This is a genomic window from Acinetobacter stercoris (genome assembly GCF_900323515.1).
GTDB classification, from domain to species: domain Bacteria; phylum Pseudomonadota; class Gammaproteobacteria; order Pseudomonadales; family Moraxellaceae; genus Acinetobacter; species Acinetobacter stercoris.
Window position 1 is genome coordinate 15,584 of record NZ_OOGT01000016.1, and the last position, 17,287, is coordinate 32,870.

At 37.1% G+C, this 17,287-nt stretch carries 17 protein-coding genes; 12 read left to right on the top strand and 5 right to left on the bottom strand.

What is annotated here, in order from left to right; all coding sequences use genetic code 11:
* Window positions 1-20: 20 nt before the first annotated feature.
* The 5 genes from KPC_RS03005 to htpG all read left to right on the top strand — a co-directional run bounded on the left by KPC_RS03005 (window position 21) and on the right by htpG (window position 5,918).
* The gene (locus KPC_RS03005; RefSeq protein WP_121972948.1) at window positions 21-902 is read left to right on the top strand and encodes an alpha/beta fold hydrolase; all 882 of its coding nucleotides are present in this window, start codon (window positions 21-23) and stop codon (window positions 900-902) included.
* 71 nt (window positions 903-973) lie between these two features.
* Window positions 974-2,386, top strand: coding sequence for a Na+/H+ antiporter family protein (locus KPC_RS03010; RefSeq protein ID WP_121972949.1), 1,413 nt, complete (start codon window positions 974-976; stop codon window positions 2,384-2,386).
* 436 nt (window positions 2,387-2,822) lie between these two features.
* Window positions 2,823-3,410, top strand: coding sequence for an OmpW/AlkL family protein (locus KPC_RS03015; protein WP_121972950.1), 588 nt, complete (start codon window positions 2,823-2,825; stop codon window positions 3,408-3,410).
* A gap of 145 nt (window positions 3,411-3,555) precedes the next feature.
* Window positions 3,556-3,903, top strand: coding sequence for a lysozyme inhibitor LprI family protein (locus KPC_RS03020; RefSeq protein ID WP_121972960.1), 348 nt, complete (start codon window positions 3,556-3,558; stop codon window positions 3,901-3,903).
* A 95-nt stretch (window positions 3,904-3,998) separates the two neighbouring features.
* The gene (gene htpG, locus KPC_RS03025) at window positions 3,999-5,918 is read left to right on the top strand and encodes a molecular chaperone HtpG (protein WP_121972951.1); all 1,920 of its coding nucleotides are present in this window, start codon (window positions 3,999-4,001) and stop codon (window positions 5,916-5,918) included.
* Between the two features lie 84 nt (window positions 5,919-6,002).
* On the opposite strand, the gene KPC_RS03030 is transcribed toward htpG, so the two are convergent.
* Both KPC_RS03030 and KPC_RS03035 read right to left on the bottom strand, forming a co-directional pair.
* Entirely contained in the window at window positions 6,003-7,121 is a 1,119-nt protein-coding gene (locus KPC_RS03030; protein ID WP_121972952.1) for a hypothetical protein, read from the bottom strand.
* 257 nt (window positions 7,122-7,378) lie between these two features.
* Window positions 7,379-7,576, bottom strand: a complete 198-nt coding sequence (locus KPC_RS03035; protein ID WP_121972961.1) for a DUF456 domain-containing protein — start codon at window positions 7,574-7,576, stop codon at window positions 7,379-7,381.
* 237 nt (window positions 7,577-7,813) lie between these two features.
* On the opposite strand from KPC_RS03035, the gene KPC_RS03040 reads away from it, so the two are divergent.
* Window positions 7,814-8,671: a hypothetical protein gene (locus tag KPC_RS03040; protein ID WP_121972953.1), complete on the top strand. Its 858-nt coding sequence runs from the start codon at window positions 7,814-7,816 to the stop codon at window positions 8,669-8,671.
* Window positions 8,672-8,756: 85 nt separating this feature from the next.
* Here the strand turns inward: KPC_RS03040 and KPC_RS03045 are convergent, their stop codons facing one another.
* Together KPC_RS03045 and KPC_RS20280 are read right to left on the bottom strand one after the other, a co-directional pair.
* Window positions 8,757-10,985: a phosphocholine-specific phospholipase C gene (locus KPC_RS03045; RefSeq protein ID WP_213065872.1), complete on the bottom strand. Its 2,229-nt coding sequence runs from the start codon at window positions 10,983-10,985 to the stop codon at window positions 8,757-8,759.
* A 35-nt stretch (window positions 10,986-11,020) separates the two neighbouring features.
* Window positions 11,021-11,227, bottom strand: a complete 207-nt coding sequence (locus KPC_RS20280) for a hypothetical protein (RefSeq protein ID WP_146196617.1) — start codon at window positions 11,225-11,227, stop codon at window positions 11,021-11,023.
* An 847-nt stretch (window positions 11,228-12,074) separates the two neighbouring features.
* On the opposite strand from KPC_RS20280, the gene pqqA reads away from it, so the two are divergent.
* The 5 genes from pqqA to pqqE are packed head-to-tail and all read left to right on the top strand — an operon-like array spanning window position 12,075 to window position 15,285.
* Window positions 12,075-12,146, top strand: coding sequence for a pyrroloquinoline quinone precursor peptide PqqA (pqqA, locus tag KPC_RS03050; protein ID WP_081401800.1), 72 nt, complete (start codon window positions 12,075-12,077; stop codon window positions 12,144-12,146).
* Between the two features lie 59 nt (window positions 12,147-12,205).
* Complete coding sequence (pqqB, locus tag KPC_RS03055; RefSeq protein WP_121972955.1) at window positions 12,206-13,117, top strand: pyrroloquinoline quinone biosynthesis protein PqqB; 912 nt, start codon at window positions 12,206-12,208, stop codon at window positions 13,115-13,117.
* 16 nt (window positions 13,118-13,133) lie between these two features.
* The gene (pqqC, locus tag KPC_RS03060; RefSeq protein WP_121972956.1) at window positions 13,134-13,883 is read left to right on the top strand and encodes a pyrroloquinoline-quinone synthase PqqC; all 750 of its coding nucleotides are present in this window, start codon (window positions 13,134-13,136) and stop codon (window positions 13,881-13,883) included.
* Entirely contained in the window at window positions 13,880-14,158 is a 279-nt protein-coding gene (gene pqqD / locus KPC_RS03065; RefSeq protein WP_121972957.1) for a pyrroloquinoline quinone biosynthesis peptide chaperone PqqD, read from the top strand. Before pqqC ends, pqqD begins: the two co-directional genes overlap by 4 nt.
* Window positions 14,155-15,285, top strand: coding sequence for a pyrroloquinoline quinone biosynthesis protein PqqE (pqqE, locus tag KPC_RS03070; RefSeq protein WP_121972958.1), 1,131 nt, complete (start codon window positions 14,155-14,157; stop codon window positions 15,283-15,285). The genes pqqD and pqqE overlap by 4 nt, the downstream gene beginning before the upstream one ends.
* 82 nt (window positions 15,286-15,367) lie before the next feature.
* Here pqqE and KPC_RS03075 read toward each other — a convergent pair whose 3' ends face one another.
* Window positions 15,368-16,069, bottom strand: a complete 702-nt coding sequence (locus tag KPC_RS03075; RefSeq protein ID WP_121972959.1) for a DsbA family oxidoreductase — start codon at window positions 16,067-16,069, stop codon at window positions 15,368-15,370.
* Window positions 16,070-16,243: 174 nt separating this feature from the next.
* On the opposite strand from KPC_RS03075, the gene KPC_RS03080 reads away from it, so the two are divergent.
* Complete coding sequence (locus KPC_RS03080) at window positions 16,244-17,008, top strand: hypothetical protein (RefSeq protein WP_228212137.1); 765 nt, start codon at window positions 16,244-16,246, stop codon at window positions 17,006-17,008.
* Window positions 17,009-17,287 lie beyond the last annotated feature (279 nt).

Below are 17,287 nucleotides of genomic sequence, written 5' to 3' on the forward strand. Positions count from 1 at the left end.
CACATGGAAAAGGAGTTAATATGCACGTACAGTCGCACTGGATTGAAACTCAGGATGGTCAAAGATTAAATGCAAAAGTATGGGGAGATGCCAGTAAACCTGCATTGGTGCTGGTACATGGATACCCGGATAATCAACATGTATGGGAACCAGTGATTCAGACGTTGCTCGAAGATTTCTATGTCATAAGCTATGATGTACGAGGTGCAGGAGATTCATCTGTACCAAAACGGATAAAAGATTATGCTTTGCAACGTTTATCCTTGGATCTGGAAAATGTAGTGGACCAGATTTTACCAGATCGAACCTTCCATCTGGCGGCACATGACTGGGGATCTATTCAGTCTTGGGAGTCGGTGACAGATGCCCGATTCAAACAAAGAATTTTATCTTATTCTACGATTTCTGGTCCTTGTCTGGATCATGCTGCTTTCTGGATGCGTAAGCAATTTTTGAAAGATAAGCCAAAGTTTTTTAAACAATTAACAAAGTCTTGGTATATCCTGGCTTTCCATTTGCCTATTCTTGCTCCAACAGTCTGGCATTTGTTCAGTCCGCAGGCATGGACAAAAGTATTACAAAGACTGGAACAGAAAGACCATCTGCCATCGAATGAAAAAATTAGTGCCGATGGTCGTTATGGGATAGGGCTATATCGTGCTAATTTTATCCCACGTTTAACTCGACCTCGACAACGCTTTGCAATTTGCCCAGTACAGGCGATTGTATTAAAAAAGGATAATTTTGTTAGCCCAGAACTAATTGACGAAATGCCTAATTGGGTAGCGTCATTTAGTAAAATTGAAATTGATGCAAATCATTGGGCGATATTAAGCCAGCCAGAAAATATTGCACATGCTATAGCCCAGTTTGCTTTAGCACATAATGAGACTAAAAAATAATTCTGGTTAAATTAAAGTCTCAATTTTTATAATCTGCTAAAATGTTGTCTTTTATATTTATATAAACGTTCATGAATGCAGTAGTTATTGCGATTGCCGTGATGTTCATTTTGTCACTGGCTCGAGTTTCTGTTGTTTTGACATTGGTCATTTCAGCAATTATTGGTGGCTTGGTTGCTGGACTGAGCTTGTCCGAGACAGTAAAGGCATTCAATGCCGGACTAGGGGATGGTGCTGAGGTTGCACTGGCGTATGCCGTTTTGGGAGCTTTTGCTTTGGCGCTTTCAAAGTCAGGTTTGCCTGATTTACTGGCACATAAGCTTATTGGTTTGCTAGGTGCAGAAGTAACGCAAAAACGAGCCAAGAAAGTAAAATATTTATTGTTAAGTATTTTACTGGTTGCTGCAATTTGTTCACAAAACCTGATTCCAGTACATATTGCGTTTATTCCAGTATTGGTTCCACCTTTATTAAAGGTCATGAATCATTTGCACTTGGATCGTCGAGCTGCTGCCTGTGTATTAACTCTGGGACTGGTTGGGACATATATTTTCCTGCCTGTAGGATTCGGTGCGATTTTCCTTGAACAGATTTTAATGGGCAATATCAATAAAATTGGTGCAGGCTACAATCTACACGTCGAACGCTGGATGATGCCTCTTGGGATGGCTATTCCAGTACTTGGAATGGTAATAGGAACGCTGATCGCCGTATTTATAAGTTATCGTAAGCCTCGCTACTATGTTGATCGTGCAGTTACCAGAATTAATACTATCGATCTAGATAAACCAATCCGTGCTGGTGAAGTGAATCTAGATGAAGATGCTAAAGAATTGAGGGAAGAAGCTGCACATGCACCAGTGATTGCTAAAAAAACTATTTTTATGGCGATTCTTGCAATTGCTCTAACATTAGTGGCACAGCTTTATTCTGGTTCCATGATTCTTGGTGGACTGGTTGGTTTTGCTGTGCTTTCTACAGCTGGGATTTTTAAATGGCAGGATGCAGATGATGTCTTTGTTCAAGGCATGCGCATGATGGCACTCGTCGGTTTTATCATGATTTCTGCAGCAGGTTTTGCCTCTGTCATGACTCATACTGGCGACATTAATAGTCTGGTCAACAGTGTGGTGAATATTATTGGGAATAACCATGCTCTAGCTGCATTTTTGATGCTGTTTATTGGATTATTTGTGACTATCGGGATAGGTTCATCTTTTTCCAGTGTACCTGTTCTTGCTGTTATCTATGTTCCACTATGTGTACAATTTGGTTTTTCGCCATTGGCAACGATTGCACTGATAGGAACAGCTGCTGCATTAGGTGATGCTGGTTCTCCTGCATCAGATTCAACTTTGGGACCAACAGCAGGTCTAGGTGTAGATGGTCAGCATGATCATATTTGGGATACGGTAGTGCCTACATTTATCCATTTTAATATACCTCTACTGATCTTTGGCTGGATTGCGGCAATGGTATTATAAGAATTAATAATTAACCTGTTTTGATCAAATACCTCCGTTAAGGAGGTATTTTTATACCTATGTTTCGGTTATTTGCATTTAATTGTGTTCAGAGATTGAAGTTCGGGGGAAAATTTTGCATTGTTATACTGCAATAAATTAGAAACTTATTAAGTGATATTTGATTTTTAAATATTTAAGTTTTTATTTAAAACATAGTAAATAAGTCAGAATATGTTCTCTAGTAATTTTAATTCTGAGTGATTAGGTTGGTTTAAAATAATAATATGTGATTTCATTATAAAATAAAAAACCAAGTAAAATAATATGATTAAAATAAATATTTATATTAATCAATGTATTAAAAATATAATTTAAAAATGACTTATAATGACTATTGCATATTATTAATACACGTGTTTAATATAAAATTATTGATTAACAATAGGTGTCTAAAATGTTAAGACAAGCTGCAATTATTGCTCTTTTGGGGTTATCTACAGCATCTTTTGCTGGTGGTTGGCAATTAAAACTAGGTGGTAGTGTGTTGGCTCCAACGCAAGATACAAATACTCCACTTGGTGTTGTTAAAGCAGATCATGAATATAACTTTACTCCTTCTGTTGAATACTTCTTTGGTGATACTCCATTTTCTGCTGAATTATTATTAGCTGCGCCTTTTAACCAAGATGTACAGCTTAATGGTGATAATGTTGCAAAAGTTAAACATTTACCACCAACACTGACTGTGAAATATAACTTTAAAAACTCAACGCGCTTTACTCCGTATATCGGTGTAGGTGGTACAGCTTTGATCGTATGGGATGAAAGTGGTGTTGCTGACAAAGTCAAAAATGATTATGGTTTCGCAGGTCAAGTAGGTTTCAACTATCAGCCAGCTGATGCTAAAAACTGGGGAGTTTTCTTTGATGTACGTTATGCGGACTTGAGTCCAGAAGTACGCTTAAACGTTGCTAATAATTACAAGTTTGATCTAGATATTGATCCAATTGTTTATACGATTGGTTATAGCTACAAATTCTAAAAATAAAACAAGTTGTGCTTTCTTAGCCCAGTCTCTCAGACTGGGCTTTTTTTTGCTAAATTTACAATATGTTAAATAAAAGTATCTAGATAAGGAGTTAATTAAATTCTATTTTATGAGGAAAATTGTTGAAGAACGCATAGAAATGAAAAAAGTACATTATTATTTATGGATTATCTTGTTTACTGGTTCATTTTCACCAGCCTATGCTGCCAGTTTCTCTTGTAACGCAGCTAAAACTCAGACTGAGCACACCATTTGCAATAATCGTACTTTAAATGATGCCGATGTGAAAATGGCGACTACATATTATATCATTCGTAAACTTGTACCTATGGGGACACGTTCAGTCATACAAGAGCAGCAGATCAAGTGGTTACATCTCCGTGATGACTGCCGTGATAATGTCGGCTGTTTAACGGATGTATATAAAATGAGACAACAAAAGCTCGATCAATATATGAATAGAGTGTACCAACAAGGTCCTTTTTAATAAAAAATCAGATTTTACTATTGAAAAATTATCAAGTCGCTCCAATTCATTAGGCATCTATAAAAAACAATCGATGAAATTTAAGGAGCGATTTTATGAGCGAACAAAGCGCACAAAAACATAGTTTCCAGGCTGAAGTGGCTCAGCTTTTACATTTAGTGACGCATTCTCTCTATTCAAATCCTGAAATCTTTTTGCGTGAACTTATTTCTAACGCTTCTGATGCTTGTGATAAATTACGTTTCGAGGGTATTAACCATCCAGAATATTATGAAAATGATCCTGATTTACATGTTCGTATAAGTCTGGATAAAGAGAATAAAACCATTACGATTTCAGATAATGGTATTGGCCTAAGTGAACAAGAAGCGATTGATAATTTGGGAACGATTGCGAAATCAGGTACCAAAGATTTTATGTCAAAACTAACAGGTGATCAAAAAGCTGATGCACAGTTGATTGGTCAATTTGGTGTTGGTTTTTATTCTGGTTTTATTGTTGCTGAAAAAATTACTGTAGAATCTCGCCGTGCAGGTCTTTCTGAGAATGAGGGAGTACGCTGGATCAGTGGTGGCACTGGTGATTTTGAAGTTGAGCAAATTTCTAAAGCTTCACGTGGGACAGATATTATCTTACATTTGCGCGAAGATGCGCTGGAGTATTTAGAAGCGTGGAAAGTTAAACAGATTGTTAATAAATACTCTGACCATATTAGCCTGCCAATAGAAATGCAAAAAGAGGTATGGCAGGAAGAAGAAGCAGCCGAAGGTGAGGAAGCTAAAGGCGGCAAAATGGTTAAGACGGATGAGTGGGAAGTCATTAACTCAGCGAGTGCACTTTGGACACGCAGTAAAAGTGAAATCACAGAAGAACAGTACATCGAATTTTATAAGAATTTGACACATAACTTTGAAGCTCCACTTACATGGGCTCATAATCATGTTGAAGGAAATACTGAATACACACAATTGCTGTATATTCCAGCCAAAGCACCAAGTGATATTTTTACACGTGAAGCTAAAGCAGGCATAAAGCTTTATGTAAAACGCGTATTTATCATGGATGATGCAGACAATCTCATTCCAAATTATCTGCGTTTTGTTCAGGGTGTGGTAGATAGTGCCGATTTACCATTAAATGTTAGCCGTGAACTTTTACAAGAAAGCCGCGATGTTCGAACCATTCGTGAAGGAAATACGCGTCGTATTCTGAATCTTCTAGATGGCTTGGCAAAGTCTGAAGATGAAAAAGATCAAGAGAAATTCAAACAGTTCTATAGTGAATTCGGTTCGGTGATTAAAGAAGGTTTGGGTGAAGATTTCTCAAATCGTGAACGTATTTTAAAATTATTACGTTATGCAACATCTAGTAATGATGATGTGGTGACTTCTTTTGCTGACTATAAAGCACGTATGAAAGAAGGTCAAAAAGCCATTTATTATGTGACTGCTGATAGTTTAAGTGCTGCAAAAAATTCGCCACAACTTGAATTATTTAAGAAAAAAGGTATTGAAGTTATTTTAATGTCAGACCGTGTAGATGAATGGGCAATGAATTTTGTTCAGGAGTTTGACGGGACACCGCTACAAAACGTGTCTAAAGGTGCTGTGGATTTAGGTGATTTACAGGATGCTGAAGAGAAAAAAGCTTTAGAAGCTGCAGCAGAACATTTCAAACCAGTGGTTGATAAGCTTTCAGATACTTTGAAAGATAAAACCAAAGAGGTTCGTGTAACGACACGACTGGTAGATTCACCTGCATGTTTGGTTACACCTGAGGGTGATTTGTCTCCACAGTTGATTCGTATGCTTAAACAAGCAGGGCAAACTGTACCAGACAGTAAACCGATTCTGGAAATTAACCCGGAGCATCCTTTAGTTAAAAAACTCGAGGGAACACAACAGTTTGACGATTTGGCTAATGTGATCTTTGATCAGGCTGTAATTGCGGAGGGTGGTTTGCCAGAAGATCCAGCTGAATATGTGAAACGTATTAATAACTTGTTATTGAAATAAGTGAATGAGAAAAGGCTTATCTATAGAGATAAGCCTTTTCTAACAATGGACTTTAAAAGCAAAAGACCAACTTATTCAATGGTTTTAAAATAAAGCTTCTAAACGGACAATAGTGCTAAAGTAATGATTTCGATCTTCTCGATGATCATTGAAATAGTTGAGGTCACCTTGAACGTAAAACCACTCACGCCATAAAGGTTGTCTCCAGGATATAAATGGTCCCCAACCATTTAAACGTAAGTCTGACTCGTTATAGTAGCCACCTGTATAAAGTCCATAGTTAAAACGGTTTCCCTGAAAAAACTGATGTTGTCTAAAAAAGCGGTTATCCCAAGAAAAATCATCGATTTGTTTGTCTGAAATAGTCAGATTGAACTGATTGGACAAGAGTGCTTCATTTGGTCGGGCATGAGATAACTCTAGGTTGGTACGCCAATAATTTTTACTATCCAGACCATAGCGATAAATTTGTTCAGCATGAAAATAAAAATCGTTTTTAAGCGTCCAGTCTTTTTGCGCTTTTAAACGTGCATAAATATCATCACCAGATCTGATACCCAAATCAGCATCAACATCGAATGGTATTTTTTTTGAGAGTTCTGACCAACGTAATGCGATCGAACTGTTGTCATCACGGGTACGTTTTCGGTCAAATGACTTATCAGTCTGGTTAGATGGATTTTCATTGGAAATAGCCACGTTATCATCTAACTCGTTATCTAAAGAGTCATCACCAAAGACAACGCTCACCTTTTTTTCTAAAGTTGGTAATTTGATTTTACCTCGAATACGAGGTTTGATTTCATACCCATTGTGTTCATCATAATAATTGTCCAGCAATATACGCAATGTAGCACTTGCTGGTTTATTTGGGTCAGGAGTTCCAAACCAGCTATCTATTTTGTTAGCTGTTTTATCGACCCAGAGACTCATTTTATTTTGCTTTTGGTCCGCCCATGTTTTGTCTTGAGTTTCTGTGGTACTTGGAACGATAGGCTGATTAGATTCAGCCGGGAAAATAGTCGGTGTGGAATCTATCAGGCTGGGAACGTAATCCAGCCAGTTTTGCGGGGAAACAACTTGAGTATCTTGGTCTTTTTGAGTATTTCTATAGTCTTCAGCATAAGTATTTCCTGCCCCCACAAGACAGCAAAGAAACAGTGAAATGTTCAATTGTGATATACAAGTTCTACTCAATTTCATTTTTTCGATCTTTTAAAAATATAAGGGTCTTAGGTATGTTATATATCGCAAAATAAATGTGACTAATCATGATGTTTATTGATTTAGAACAAACACCCCGTATTTTTATCTTAGCTAAAGTTTAGGGGAATGACAAAGGTCGAATTAAGAAAATAGATTGTTTTTAAAATAATTTTTAAAAGAAACCTGTACTATTTCACAAAAGCACAGGTTTCTTTGATTAAAGTTTAAATATTAGACTGTTTTAATTTAACTCGTTAATGGGAAGTACACTTTTTTTCATATACTTTTCCTGCGATTCCACCAATAATTGCACCACTAAAAGTACCAAATACAGGCAGGATGCTTCCTGCAACCGCACCAATAAGTGCTCCTTTTACGGTTGGAGAGAAGCGAGATTTTTTGCGCTCTGAACCATGAGTTTCATTATTTGAATTTAATACGTCATCGGTCATGAAATTGTCCTCAGTTGCCATCTCTATAACCATGCTATGACAATATAAAGAAAAGGGTGTATCTCCCCTGTAACTTTAAGATTGAATTCGGTTAAATCAAAGTATCAAAGCTCATTTTATATTTTTAGATTTGCACTTAAAATAGCCAAAGATATTCTTGATATTTTTTATTATCGTATTTGAAATAGTAATCAGAATTGACTTTAGGTTGATTGATATCAATGAGATGAGAAAATAATGAAAAATTTGCTTGGTTATATTTCAGTATTAACTATTTGTGGAACTATATTGGCTTCCTCAATGTCATTTGCCCAGTCTAAACCAGAACAGAATCCTGTAATCATCCTGAAACATCTAAATTTTAAAAGTTTTTTTATGCAGTTCTATCGTAAAGAAATTCGCTACCTAAAAATGCAAGATCAGCAATCAGATGAAGCGGTTGGTCTGGATGATGGTAAGGGGAATGTTAATTATGCAGTGTTTATGCCTGTACAACAGTATAAAAATGTTCAGGGGGAAGAACGTTATATTGTATGGATTCAGATTTATGAACAAGATGACGGTAAGATTAATAATGGACATCCAGATCATCCATTAACAGAGCTTTATTTGTTTAAAAAGCTAGCTAATGGCAGTTACCAGTTTTTAAGTCAAAGTTATCCTGAAATGAATGTGAGTGGAAGTTGGGGAGAGTCCCATTTAACTGCAGATGCTTTTAAGGGTATTCACAGAGTAGGAAAAAACCAGATGGGATTTACTTATGATGGTGGGTATACCTCAACAGGTGAGGTTTCATACTGGAAAAATTTGATTGTATTGAACGAAAAGGGGTGGATTCAGCAATATCCGTTTGGCTATTCATCCAGTAATATTGGAGCATATACCGAAAATGATCCAGAGTTTGGCGCTTACAGTATAGATTATCAACTGAAACCGAATCCTGATGCAGATGGTTTGTACCCTGTAGTTGTTCGTTACTCCAAGTCTGGGAAGATGGATTGGCGAAATGATATTCCTGAAAATGCTACAAAACGTACAGCATATTTTAATTCAAAGAAAAATTGTTATGTTTGGAAAACTGATCAATGCCTTTAGGTTGGATATTAAGAATGTATTCCGAATATTTAAAGTACCCCAAATACTTTAAATAAGTTTGAGGTACTTAAACTGGCTTACGGCTTTAACTCAGGTTATAACCAAATGATGGGTCACTAATAGAATCTTTCCCTGTTTCTACACGTCCCGCAAAACGGCGATAGAAACTCGCAGCTTCTTTGAGTTTTACTTCAAAGTCGTACCATTGCCCCGAATCTTTGAGTTTCCATGACAGGATTTCTTCGGTATTTGGTTTAACTATTACCGTATTGGATACAAGTTTTAAATAGGCTTTATCTGTAACAGTAAATGTACATTCCACTGCGCCAGTGTTATGTAATTTGACATAAACATCGCCATTTTCATTGTCATAGCAGACCTGAATTTCAGGCAGGATATTGGCTTTTGCAATTTCATTTATATCTGCTCTGAAATGACGATGGTAACCATTGTGACTGAGTACCCAAAGATCATAGTGGTCATTAGTTGTTTTCCAGACATCATCGAGCAGTTTGTCTGCTTCAACAACATAACGTTTTGGAAAACTGTCTAAATTGAGTTTGTCGTAAACGTGAAATACTGCACCTTGAGTACCTGCATTGGCAAATTTAAGCTGTATATTTTTATCTTTTACAATAGCACTGGTATGTAAAATATAAGGTAAGGCACGAGAGCGACGAATACCTGTTTCTTGCACAGGCAGTTTTTGGTTCGCTGGAACAGGGATTTGAGCTAAAGAGCCTTGCTGTATAGCAATATTATTTACTTCAGTTCGGGATTTTCGGCCATCCAGTGTAGGGATGGATGGATCATTCGGATTTTTAAAATCAAAAGCAGAAGTCAGGTCTCCACAGACTGTACGACGAAATGCACTGATATTAGGTTCTTGGACACCAAAACGTTTTTCCAGAAATTGAATCACTGAAGTATGGTCAAAGGTTTGTGAGTTTACCCAACCTCCACGACTCCATGGAGAAATGATATACATAGGAACACGCATACCTGGACCAAATGGCTGCCCATCTCCATAGGGGATACCATCTTCACGCTTTCTTAATTTGTCTCCAGGTTGTTTTGTCGTACCTTCGGGAAAAGGATAATTACAATATTCGAATGACATTTCTGCATCATTAATTGTACTTTTGCCAAAAACAGTACCCTTTTCATCACGATATGGGGCTGTTGGAGGTGGCAGGTGATCGAAATATCCGTCATTTTCATCATAGTTAATGATGAGTACAGTTTTACTCCATACTTCAGGATTTGCTGTTAATGCATCCAGTAACTCCTGTACATACCAGCCACCTTGTACTGGGGTCGAAGGGGATGGGTGTTCTGAGTAAAGTGCACTCGGTACAACCCAAGAGACTTCGGGTAAAGTATTGTTGATGACATCATTTTTTAAGGTGTCGAATATGCCTTTATTGGGGTCAGCAAATTTTTCTCCAGCATTTGGCAGAGTATTTGCTACACCTTTAAATAATGGATTGTTCTTATCGTCAATTGCTGGATCATAAGTTGGGCTTTTTACCTCACTATTACTGCTCACACGTCGTTCAGCAGGTGCTTTTTCATTTGCCGCACGGAACTGACGGAAAGAAATTAACTGATTACAGCCAAAATTATCAGGCATATTTTGATAAACGCGCCATTTCACACCAGCGGCTTCCAGACGCTCAGCATATGTTGTCCATGTTAAACCAACAGAGGATGATCCAAGGTCGCTCAATTCATTATTAAGCATATTGACCCCGGCAGGTTTTGGGCCATTGCTGCCAGTGTAATAAAACAGGCGGTTGGAATGTGTGCCTGTATGCATTGCACAATGATTGTTATCACATAACGTGAAAGCCTCTGCCAGAGCGTGTTGAAAGGTCAATTCCTTGTGTGGAAAATAAGACATGGAATGATCTTTTTTTATTTTTGGCCAAGAATCCATTTTTCCACCATTCCATGCTTTATGAGAGTCAATCCATGTATGTAGCGTACTTTTTAGACGTTGGGCATTCCCTTTATCACTATCAAGCTCATACGGCAAAATTTCTTTACCTGTCATATTCAATTGTTGCCAGATCTTACGTTCATTTGGCAATGGAATAGTGAAGCGATCCCCAAAACCTCGGTAACCTTTACGCGTACCGTAATAACTATCAAAAGAGCGATTCTCAAGCATGAGCATGACCACATGCTTAACGTCTTGAATCGTTCCTGTTTGATTATAAGCATCAATTGCGAGTGCTTTTTGAATCGAAGCTGGAAATGCCGCGAGTGCCCCAACCCCTGTAAGACCTTGTAAAAAATGACGACGATTCATTTTAATATTTGACATGACACAATTTCTCTCGTTTATTATGGGGCACAATTCAATTTGGCTTTGGCTGGAGGTTCTGGATGAGTTGCATCATCCTTGCTGTCATTGCAGGCGCTTAAACCAATGCTCAAAGTAAGCATTAGCCCCAGTAAAACAAACTTCGATGTTTTAAAATGTTGTAACGCATATTCCATATTGCTATTCTCCGTAAATGGAGCGAAGACCATAAGAAAGGTAGGTTGCATGCAAGTTACGTTTTCTTTTAAGAAAAATGACAAAAGCTTTTTTGTTAGACATAAACATATATAAAAGTTATTTATTTTCATTGGTTTATTTTTAAATGTTTCGTTTTTGTAAGAATCTTAAAGTTTTTTTATTCCAGAATTTGTTAAAAAATGAGCAAAAATGTGGATAAGTTACTGACTTATCCCGCATTATCTATTGTTACTCCGCATGGGAAAAATATTGCTAATGGTCATAAAACTCTTGAGGTAGGATCATGGAAGTTGACTCAATTCTCATATTAATTTTGTTTGTTCAAGCAGTTGAGATTGTTGATCTCATAAGTTGCCACTCTTGGCTTGAGCAAGAACTTGAAGCTGCTTGTGCAAATTAGTGAGTGGATGGGGATTTTGTATGGAATATAGGAATGTCGGAGCTATACAGCCGATCACTGTAATGGCGAAAAGAGAAATTTATTCAGTTAAAGTTGATCAGAAACTGACTCATATAAAAAACTAAAAATCCTCTAAAATAGAGGATTTTTAATCTTATAAAATAAGTAAAATAGGAGAAATTTACAGCGCAATATATTTAAAATAAGAAGTATCTTGGATTGTTATTATAGAGATGAAATAATAATCAAAATAGTCCCATAACTGAAACACTGCATTGCGATATTAAAACTATAAAAAATGCAATCGATATATTATCCTTGAACAGTTCATTTGTTAAAAATGTCTAATAAATCGACATAGAAAAATTGCGTAGAGTTACATAAAGCGAACATTGTATTTGCAATTCATCAACACTATGGGTGGATGTGGCTCTTTATATTCAAATATACAAGTTATAACTTTAGGAGAAATACAAATGTGGGTAAAGCCAGCCTATACAGATTTACGAATTGGATTTGAAGTGACAATGTATTTCCATAATCGTTAATTTTTATTAAAAGCTCTAGTTTAACTAGGGCTTTTATCATTTGGGGTATTAAAAAGTTTATGTATATACATATATTGGGATCAGCAGCAGGTGGCGGGTTCCCGCAGTGGAATTGTAATTGTGTTAATTGTTCAGGATTTCGAAATAATAATATTAATGCGAAAGCACGGACACAGTCGTCAATCGCTGTTTCAAGTGATGGTGTGGACTGGATATTGCTAAATGCTTCACCTGATATTCGAGTGCAGTTGAGTCAATTTAGACAGGCACAGCCTGCAAGAAAAATCAGGGACACAGCAATCCAGCATATAATTCTGATGGATAGTCAGATTGATCATACAACTGGATTGTTAAGTTTACGTGAAGGATGCCCGTTGCAAGTATGGTGTACTGATATGGTGCATGATGACTTAAGTACAGGTTTCCCGTTATTTAAGATGTTACAGCATTGGAATGGTGGTTTGATCTGGAATCAGATCAAGGTTTCAGAAGCATTCAAAATTGAAAAATTTGAAAATTTAGAATTTATTCCTTTTGTGATCCGCAGTGCAGCTCCTCCTTATTCGCCACACCGAAACAATCCGCAAGATGGTGACAATTTAGCTTTGCTTATAGTTGATCATCAAACTCAAAAATCGCTGTTTTATGCACCAGGTGTAGGACAGATTAGTCCTGAATTATTTGAAATCATGAAAAATTCAGATGCGGTTTTAGTTGATGGAACATTATGGACAGATGATGAAATGGCACAAAAGAAGGTAGGAGACAAGACCGGTAAAGAGATGGGGCATTTACATTTGAGTGGTGAAAATGGAATGTTATCAATTTTAGATCAGTTATCTAAACCCCGAAAGATCTTGATTCATATCAATAATACCAATCCGATTTTAGATGAAGATTCTCCTGAATATAAATCTTTAGCACAGCATAATGTTGAAATGGCATTTGATGGAATGCATTTTGAATTATAAAAATCAAGGTGGATAAATGACACAAGCAATGTCGAGGGCAGACTTTAAACAAGCCATTTTAGATAAAGGTCGTTTTTATCATATTCATCATCCTTACCATAAAATGATGCACGCAGGTCAAGCTAATCAGAAACAGATACAGGCTTGGGTTGCTAATCGTTATTATTATCAAATCAACATCCCTCTGAAGGATGCTGCAATTATGGCAAACTGTCCAGATGCAGCTGTTCGCCGTGAGTGGATGCAACGCATGCTCGATCAGGATGGTGCTGGATCTGAAACAGGTGGAGGTGAAGCCTGGCTCAGGCTTGCTGAGGCTGTGGGGCTAACCCGACAAGAAGTTATTGAGCAAAAATGGGTACTTCCAGGTGTGCGTTTTGCTGTAGATGCATATGTTAACTTCGCTCGTCGTGCAATCTGGCAAGAGGCGGCAAGTAGTTCTCTCACTGAACTATTTGCACCAGAGATTCACCAATCACGTTTAGATAGCTGGCCAGAACATTATCCATGGATTGAGGAGAAAGGTTATGATTATTTCCGTTCCCGCCTTTCTCAAGCACGTCGTGATGTAGAACATGGTTTAACGATTACTTTAGAGCATTATCAAAGCCTTGACGCACAGCAGCGAATGCTGGAAATCTTACAATTTAAGTTAGATGTGCTCTGGAGTTTACTGGATGCACTTTCAATGGCTTATGTACATAACCAACAACCGTATTTTACAGTAACAGATCAACCTGTTTGGCATAGAGGATTATTCCGATGAGTGAATACGCACGTGAGAAAACCGTAAAATGGCGGGCAGGATATCGTTTCCAGTTTGAAGCTGCACAAAATAAATATGTGATTTTATATCCTGAAGGGATGATTCAACTCAATGAAAGTGCCAGTGAGATCGGTCAGCTGATTGATGGTAAATTAACTACAGATCAGATTATTCATCAACTGGAACAAAAATATCCAGCAGTATCTGAACTGGCTGGTGATGTAGATGATTTTATGAGAGTTGCTCATCAACAGCATTGGATAGAGTTTCTATGAGTGCTGTTGGTCTACCACTCTGGCTTTTAGCGGAGCTGACATATCGGTGCCCGCTTCAATGTCCGTATTGTTCAAATCCATTGGAATATGCCCAGATTAAAAAAGAACTTTCAACCGAGGAGTGGTGTAATGTTTTTGATCAGGCAAGAGCAATGGGCGCGGCTCAACTCGGTTTTTCAGGAGGAGAGCCACTTGTTCGTCAGGATCTGGATACGTTGATCGCTCATGCACATCATTTAGGTTTTTACACAAACTTGATTACCTCGGGTATTGGGCTAACAGAAGAAAAAATTGAACGTTTTAAACACGCTGGCTTAGATCATATCCAAATCAGTTTTCAGGCGAGTGATCCGCTGGTAAATGATGCTTTAGCTGGCTCAAAACATGCCTTTGAACATAAGCTTGAAATGGCGAAGCTGGTCAAAAAATATGATTATCCTATGGTGCTCAATTTTGTTATCCATCGGCATAATATTGAACAAATTGGTCAGATGATCGAGTTGAGTGTTGCTCTTGGTGCAGATAGCGTTGAACTTGCAGTCTGTCAGTTTTATGGTTGGGCAAAACTAAATCGTCAGGGGTTATTGCCGACAAGGGAACAACTTAAAGTCGCAGAAGAAGTTACGAATCAATATCGTCAAAAACTACAACAGATGAACGCATCATATAAGCTGATATTTGTTGTCCCTGACTATTATGAAACTAGACCCAAACCATGCATGAATGGCTGGGGAAAAGTGTTTTTAACAGTTGCTCCTGATGGTATGGCATTACCGTGCCATGCTGCCCGTCAGCTTCCTATCCAGTTTCCATACGTGCAGGAACAATCCTTAAAACAGATCTGGTATGAATCTGTTGGATTTAATCATTTCCGAGGTGATACATGGATGCCAGAGCCTTGCCAAAGCTGTGATGAAAAAGAAAAAGACTATGGGGGATGCCGTTGTCAGGCATTTATGTTGACTGGAAAAGCTGAAAATACGGATCCTGTCTGCTCTAAGTCACCTCATCATGATGTGATTTTACAGGCACAACAACAAGCAGAGAATGAAATTGCAATAGATCAATTAGTGGCCAGGAATAGTAGAAACTCTAAAAAAATTATTTCAGTTGTAGGTGTGGAATAATCAGGTTTATTCAATTTTTGGCATGATTGAATAAACCTGATGCAGCGAAAATGATCCCATTTTTGCTTAAAGATATGTTGAATTATTTATTTGGAATTTCACAAGACTCATCATTGCAGACGGCAACATCTTGCTGCTCAATTTCACCTTGTTCCTGAGTTGAGATTGCCTGCTGTAATGCCTGTAAAAATACCTCACGTGGTTGAGCACCTGAAAGTGCTAAACGTTGATCGAATACAAAAAATGGGACACCAGTAACTTGTAATTGCTCATGTGCGATTTTTTCATCATGATGAACAAAATCCGAAAATTCTTCAGAATCTAAAACGTATTCCACTTCTGCATGATCAAGTCCGATGCGGGAAGCAATTTCTTCAACGACTTCACGTTCACCAATCGCTAATCCCTCAGTCATATAGGCATGGAAAAATGCTTCTTCAGCTTCAGTTCCTAGTCCTTTGCTTTGGGCAAGATGAATGATTCTGTGCGCGTTAAAAGTATTACCTGAATTGGCTTTATCCCAATTAAACTGAATGCCTTCGGTCGCTGCAGCATTGGCAATATTAATTTGCATCTCCTGCGTTTGTTCAATACTACGGCCATATTTTTTTGCTAAACGTTCAGTATTTGATGTGTCATGTTTGGCTGGTGCTTCAGGATCAAGTTCAAAACTATGCCAAATTACTTCAAGTTCAATGCCTGCTTCTTTTGCCACATGTTCAAGACGTTTTTTTCCAATATAGCAAAATGGGCAAACTACATCAGACCAGATATCTACACGCATAATAATTCTCTGCTTATTTAATCTAACTATCATGAGGGCAGAAGTCAGGAATTAAAAGACACAATTTGGAACAGAGTGTTTAAAAACATTCATTATTTATTCTGGATGATTGACTAAAGTTGTGTGTTTATTGTACATATCTGATTTATAGATCATTAATCCATGAGTAAAAGTATGTCGAATCCATTAATACGTAAACTCATTATGGGGATTGTATTTGTTACGATTGTGGCAGGGGGATATTATTTCTATCAAAGCTCATTAAAAAACAGTGAAGAATATAATAAAAGAATGTTTGATATCGTCATGACTGAAAAAATGAATTTACTTTATGAACAGGCAAAAGACTGGTCTAAACCACTGAATTTTGATGTACATGATAAGCGTCTACATGGTGATTACCAGATTCTATCCGAGTTTTTATTGAATTATTGGGCAGAAAATACAGAAATCCGTAATCAGTATTTAAGAACACTCAAGGAAAATAAATGGGATGAGTTTTTAGATGTTAATCGCTTAGAAGCAGATAAGAAGCAAAACTATAAAGAAAGCACTGAGATGTTAAAAAATGTCAGGGCTGCTGCTGAAAGTTATAAAAACCGAAATGGAGATAATAAACGAAAGGCACTTGCTCAGGTACAGGGTTTGGCATTGCGTGATGACATGAAAAAAGCCTTGTATGAAAAATTGCAAAGCAATTTAAATGTAGACAAAGATTCATCCTTAATTGCCGATGAGCTTTTAATTATGAATCAAGCTGATGAAATGTTAGAGATGCTAAAAAAATATCCTTGGCAGGTGAGTGATCACCAGATTTTATTTTACACAGATGCTCAAGTAAAACGCTTTAACTCCATATATCAGGCGATCTTGAACCAAGATGCCAAAATAAAGGAAAAAACAGAACAAAATGCTGAAGCTGTAAAAAATGAGGATTAAGATGTGCGTTTAAGATAATAGAAATGGATAATATCATGTGACTTTTATTACTTTTAAATCTGGGCACTAAAGTCAAAAAAATGTACAAAAATAGAATGAAATAAGCCAGTTTTTGAATGAATGATAGAAAAATTAAATGAATAGAATGAATTGGTCGAAGATTAATTAGGCTAATAAAATGGATATTGAGTTTTTATAATTATTTAAAAAATAAAATATTTTTATGATTTTAACCGTTTATCTGAGCTTTAGTGAAACAATGAATATAATGGTATAGCC

Excerpts from the sequence above, each read along its gene's own strand:
- KPC_RS03005 (WP_121972948.1), top strand. The coding sequence starts at position 21 with ATGCACGTACAGTCGCACTGGATTGAAACTCAGGATGGTCAAAGATTA.
- KPC_RS03010 (WP_121972949.1), top strand. The coding sequence starts at position 974 with ATGAATGCAGTAGTTATTGCGATTGCCGTGATGTTCATTTTGTCACTG.
- KPC_RS03015 (WP_121972950.1), top strand. The coding sequence starts at position 2,823 with ATGTTAAGACAAGCTGCAATTATTGCTCTTTTGGGGTTATCTACAGCA.
- KPC_RS03020 (WP_121972960.1), top strand. The coding sequence starts at position 3,556 with ATGAAAAAAGTACATTATTATTTATGGATTATCTTGTTTACTGGTTCA.
- htpG (WP_121972951.1), top strand. The coding sequence starts at position 3,999 with ATGAGCGAACAAAGCGCACAAAAACATAGTTTCCAGGCTGAAGTGGCT.
- KPC_RS03030 (WP_121972952.1), bottom strand. The coding sequence starts at position 7,121 with ATGAAATTGAGTAGAACTTGTATATCACAATTGAACATTTCACTGTTT.
- KPC_RS03035 (WP_121972961.1), bottom strand. The coding sequence starts at position 7,576 with ATGACCGATGACGTATTAAATTCAAATAATGAAACTCATGGTTCAGAG.
- KPC_RS03040 (WP_121972953.1), top strand. The coding sequence starts at position 7,814 with ATGAAAAATTTGCTTGGTTATATTTCAGTATTAACTATTTGTGGAACT.
- KPC_RS03045 (WP_213065872.1), bottom strand. The coding sequence starts at position 10,985 with ATGAATCGTCGTCATTTTTTACAAGGTCTTACAGGGGTTGGGGCACTC.
- KPC_RS20280 (WP_146196617.1), bottom strand. The coding sequence starts at position 11,227 with ATGCAACCTACCTTTCTTATGGTCTTCGCTCCATTTACGGAGAATAGC.
- pqqB (WP_121972955.1), top strand. The coding sequence starts at position 12,206 with ATGTATATACATATATTGGGATCAGCAGCAGGTGGCGGGTTCCCGCAG.
- pqqC (WP_121972956.1), top strand. The coding sequence starts at position 13,134 with ATGACACAAGCAATGTCGAGGGCAGACTTTAAACAAGCCATTTTAGAT.
- pqqD (WP_121972957.1), top strand. The coding sequence starts at position 13,880 with ATGAGTGAATACGCACGTGAGAAAACCGTAAAATGGCGGGCAGGATAT.
- pqqE (WP_121972958.1), top strand. The coding sequence starts at position 14,155 with ATGAGTGCTGTTGGTCTACCACTCTGGCTTTTAGCGGAGCTGACATAT.
- KPC_RS03075 (WP_121972959.1), bottom strand. The coding sequence starts at position 16,069 with ATGCGTGTAGATATCTGGTCTGATGTAGTTTGCCCATTTTGCTATATT.
- KPC_RS03080 (WP_228212137.1), top strand. The coding sequence starts at position 16,244 with ATGTCGAATCCATTAATACGTAAACTCATTATGGGGATTGTATTTGTT.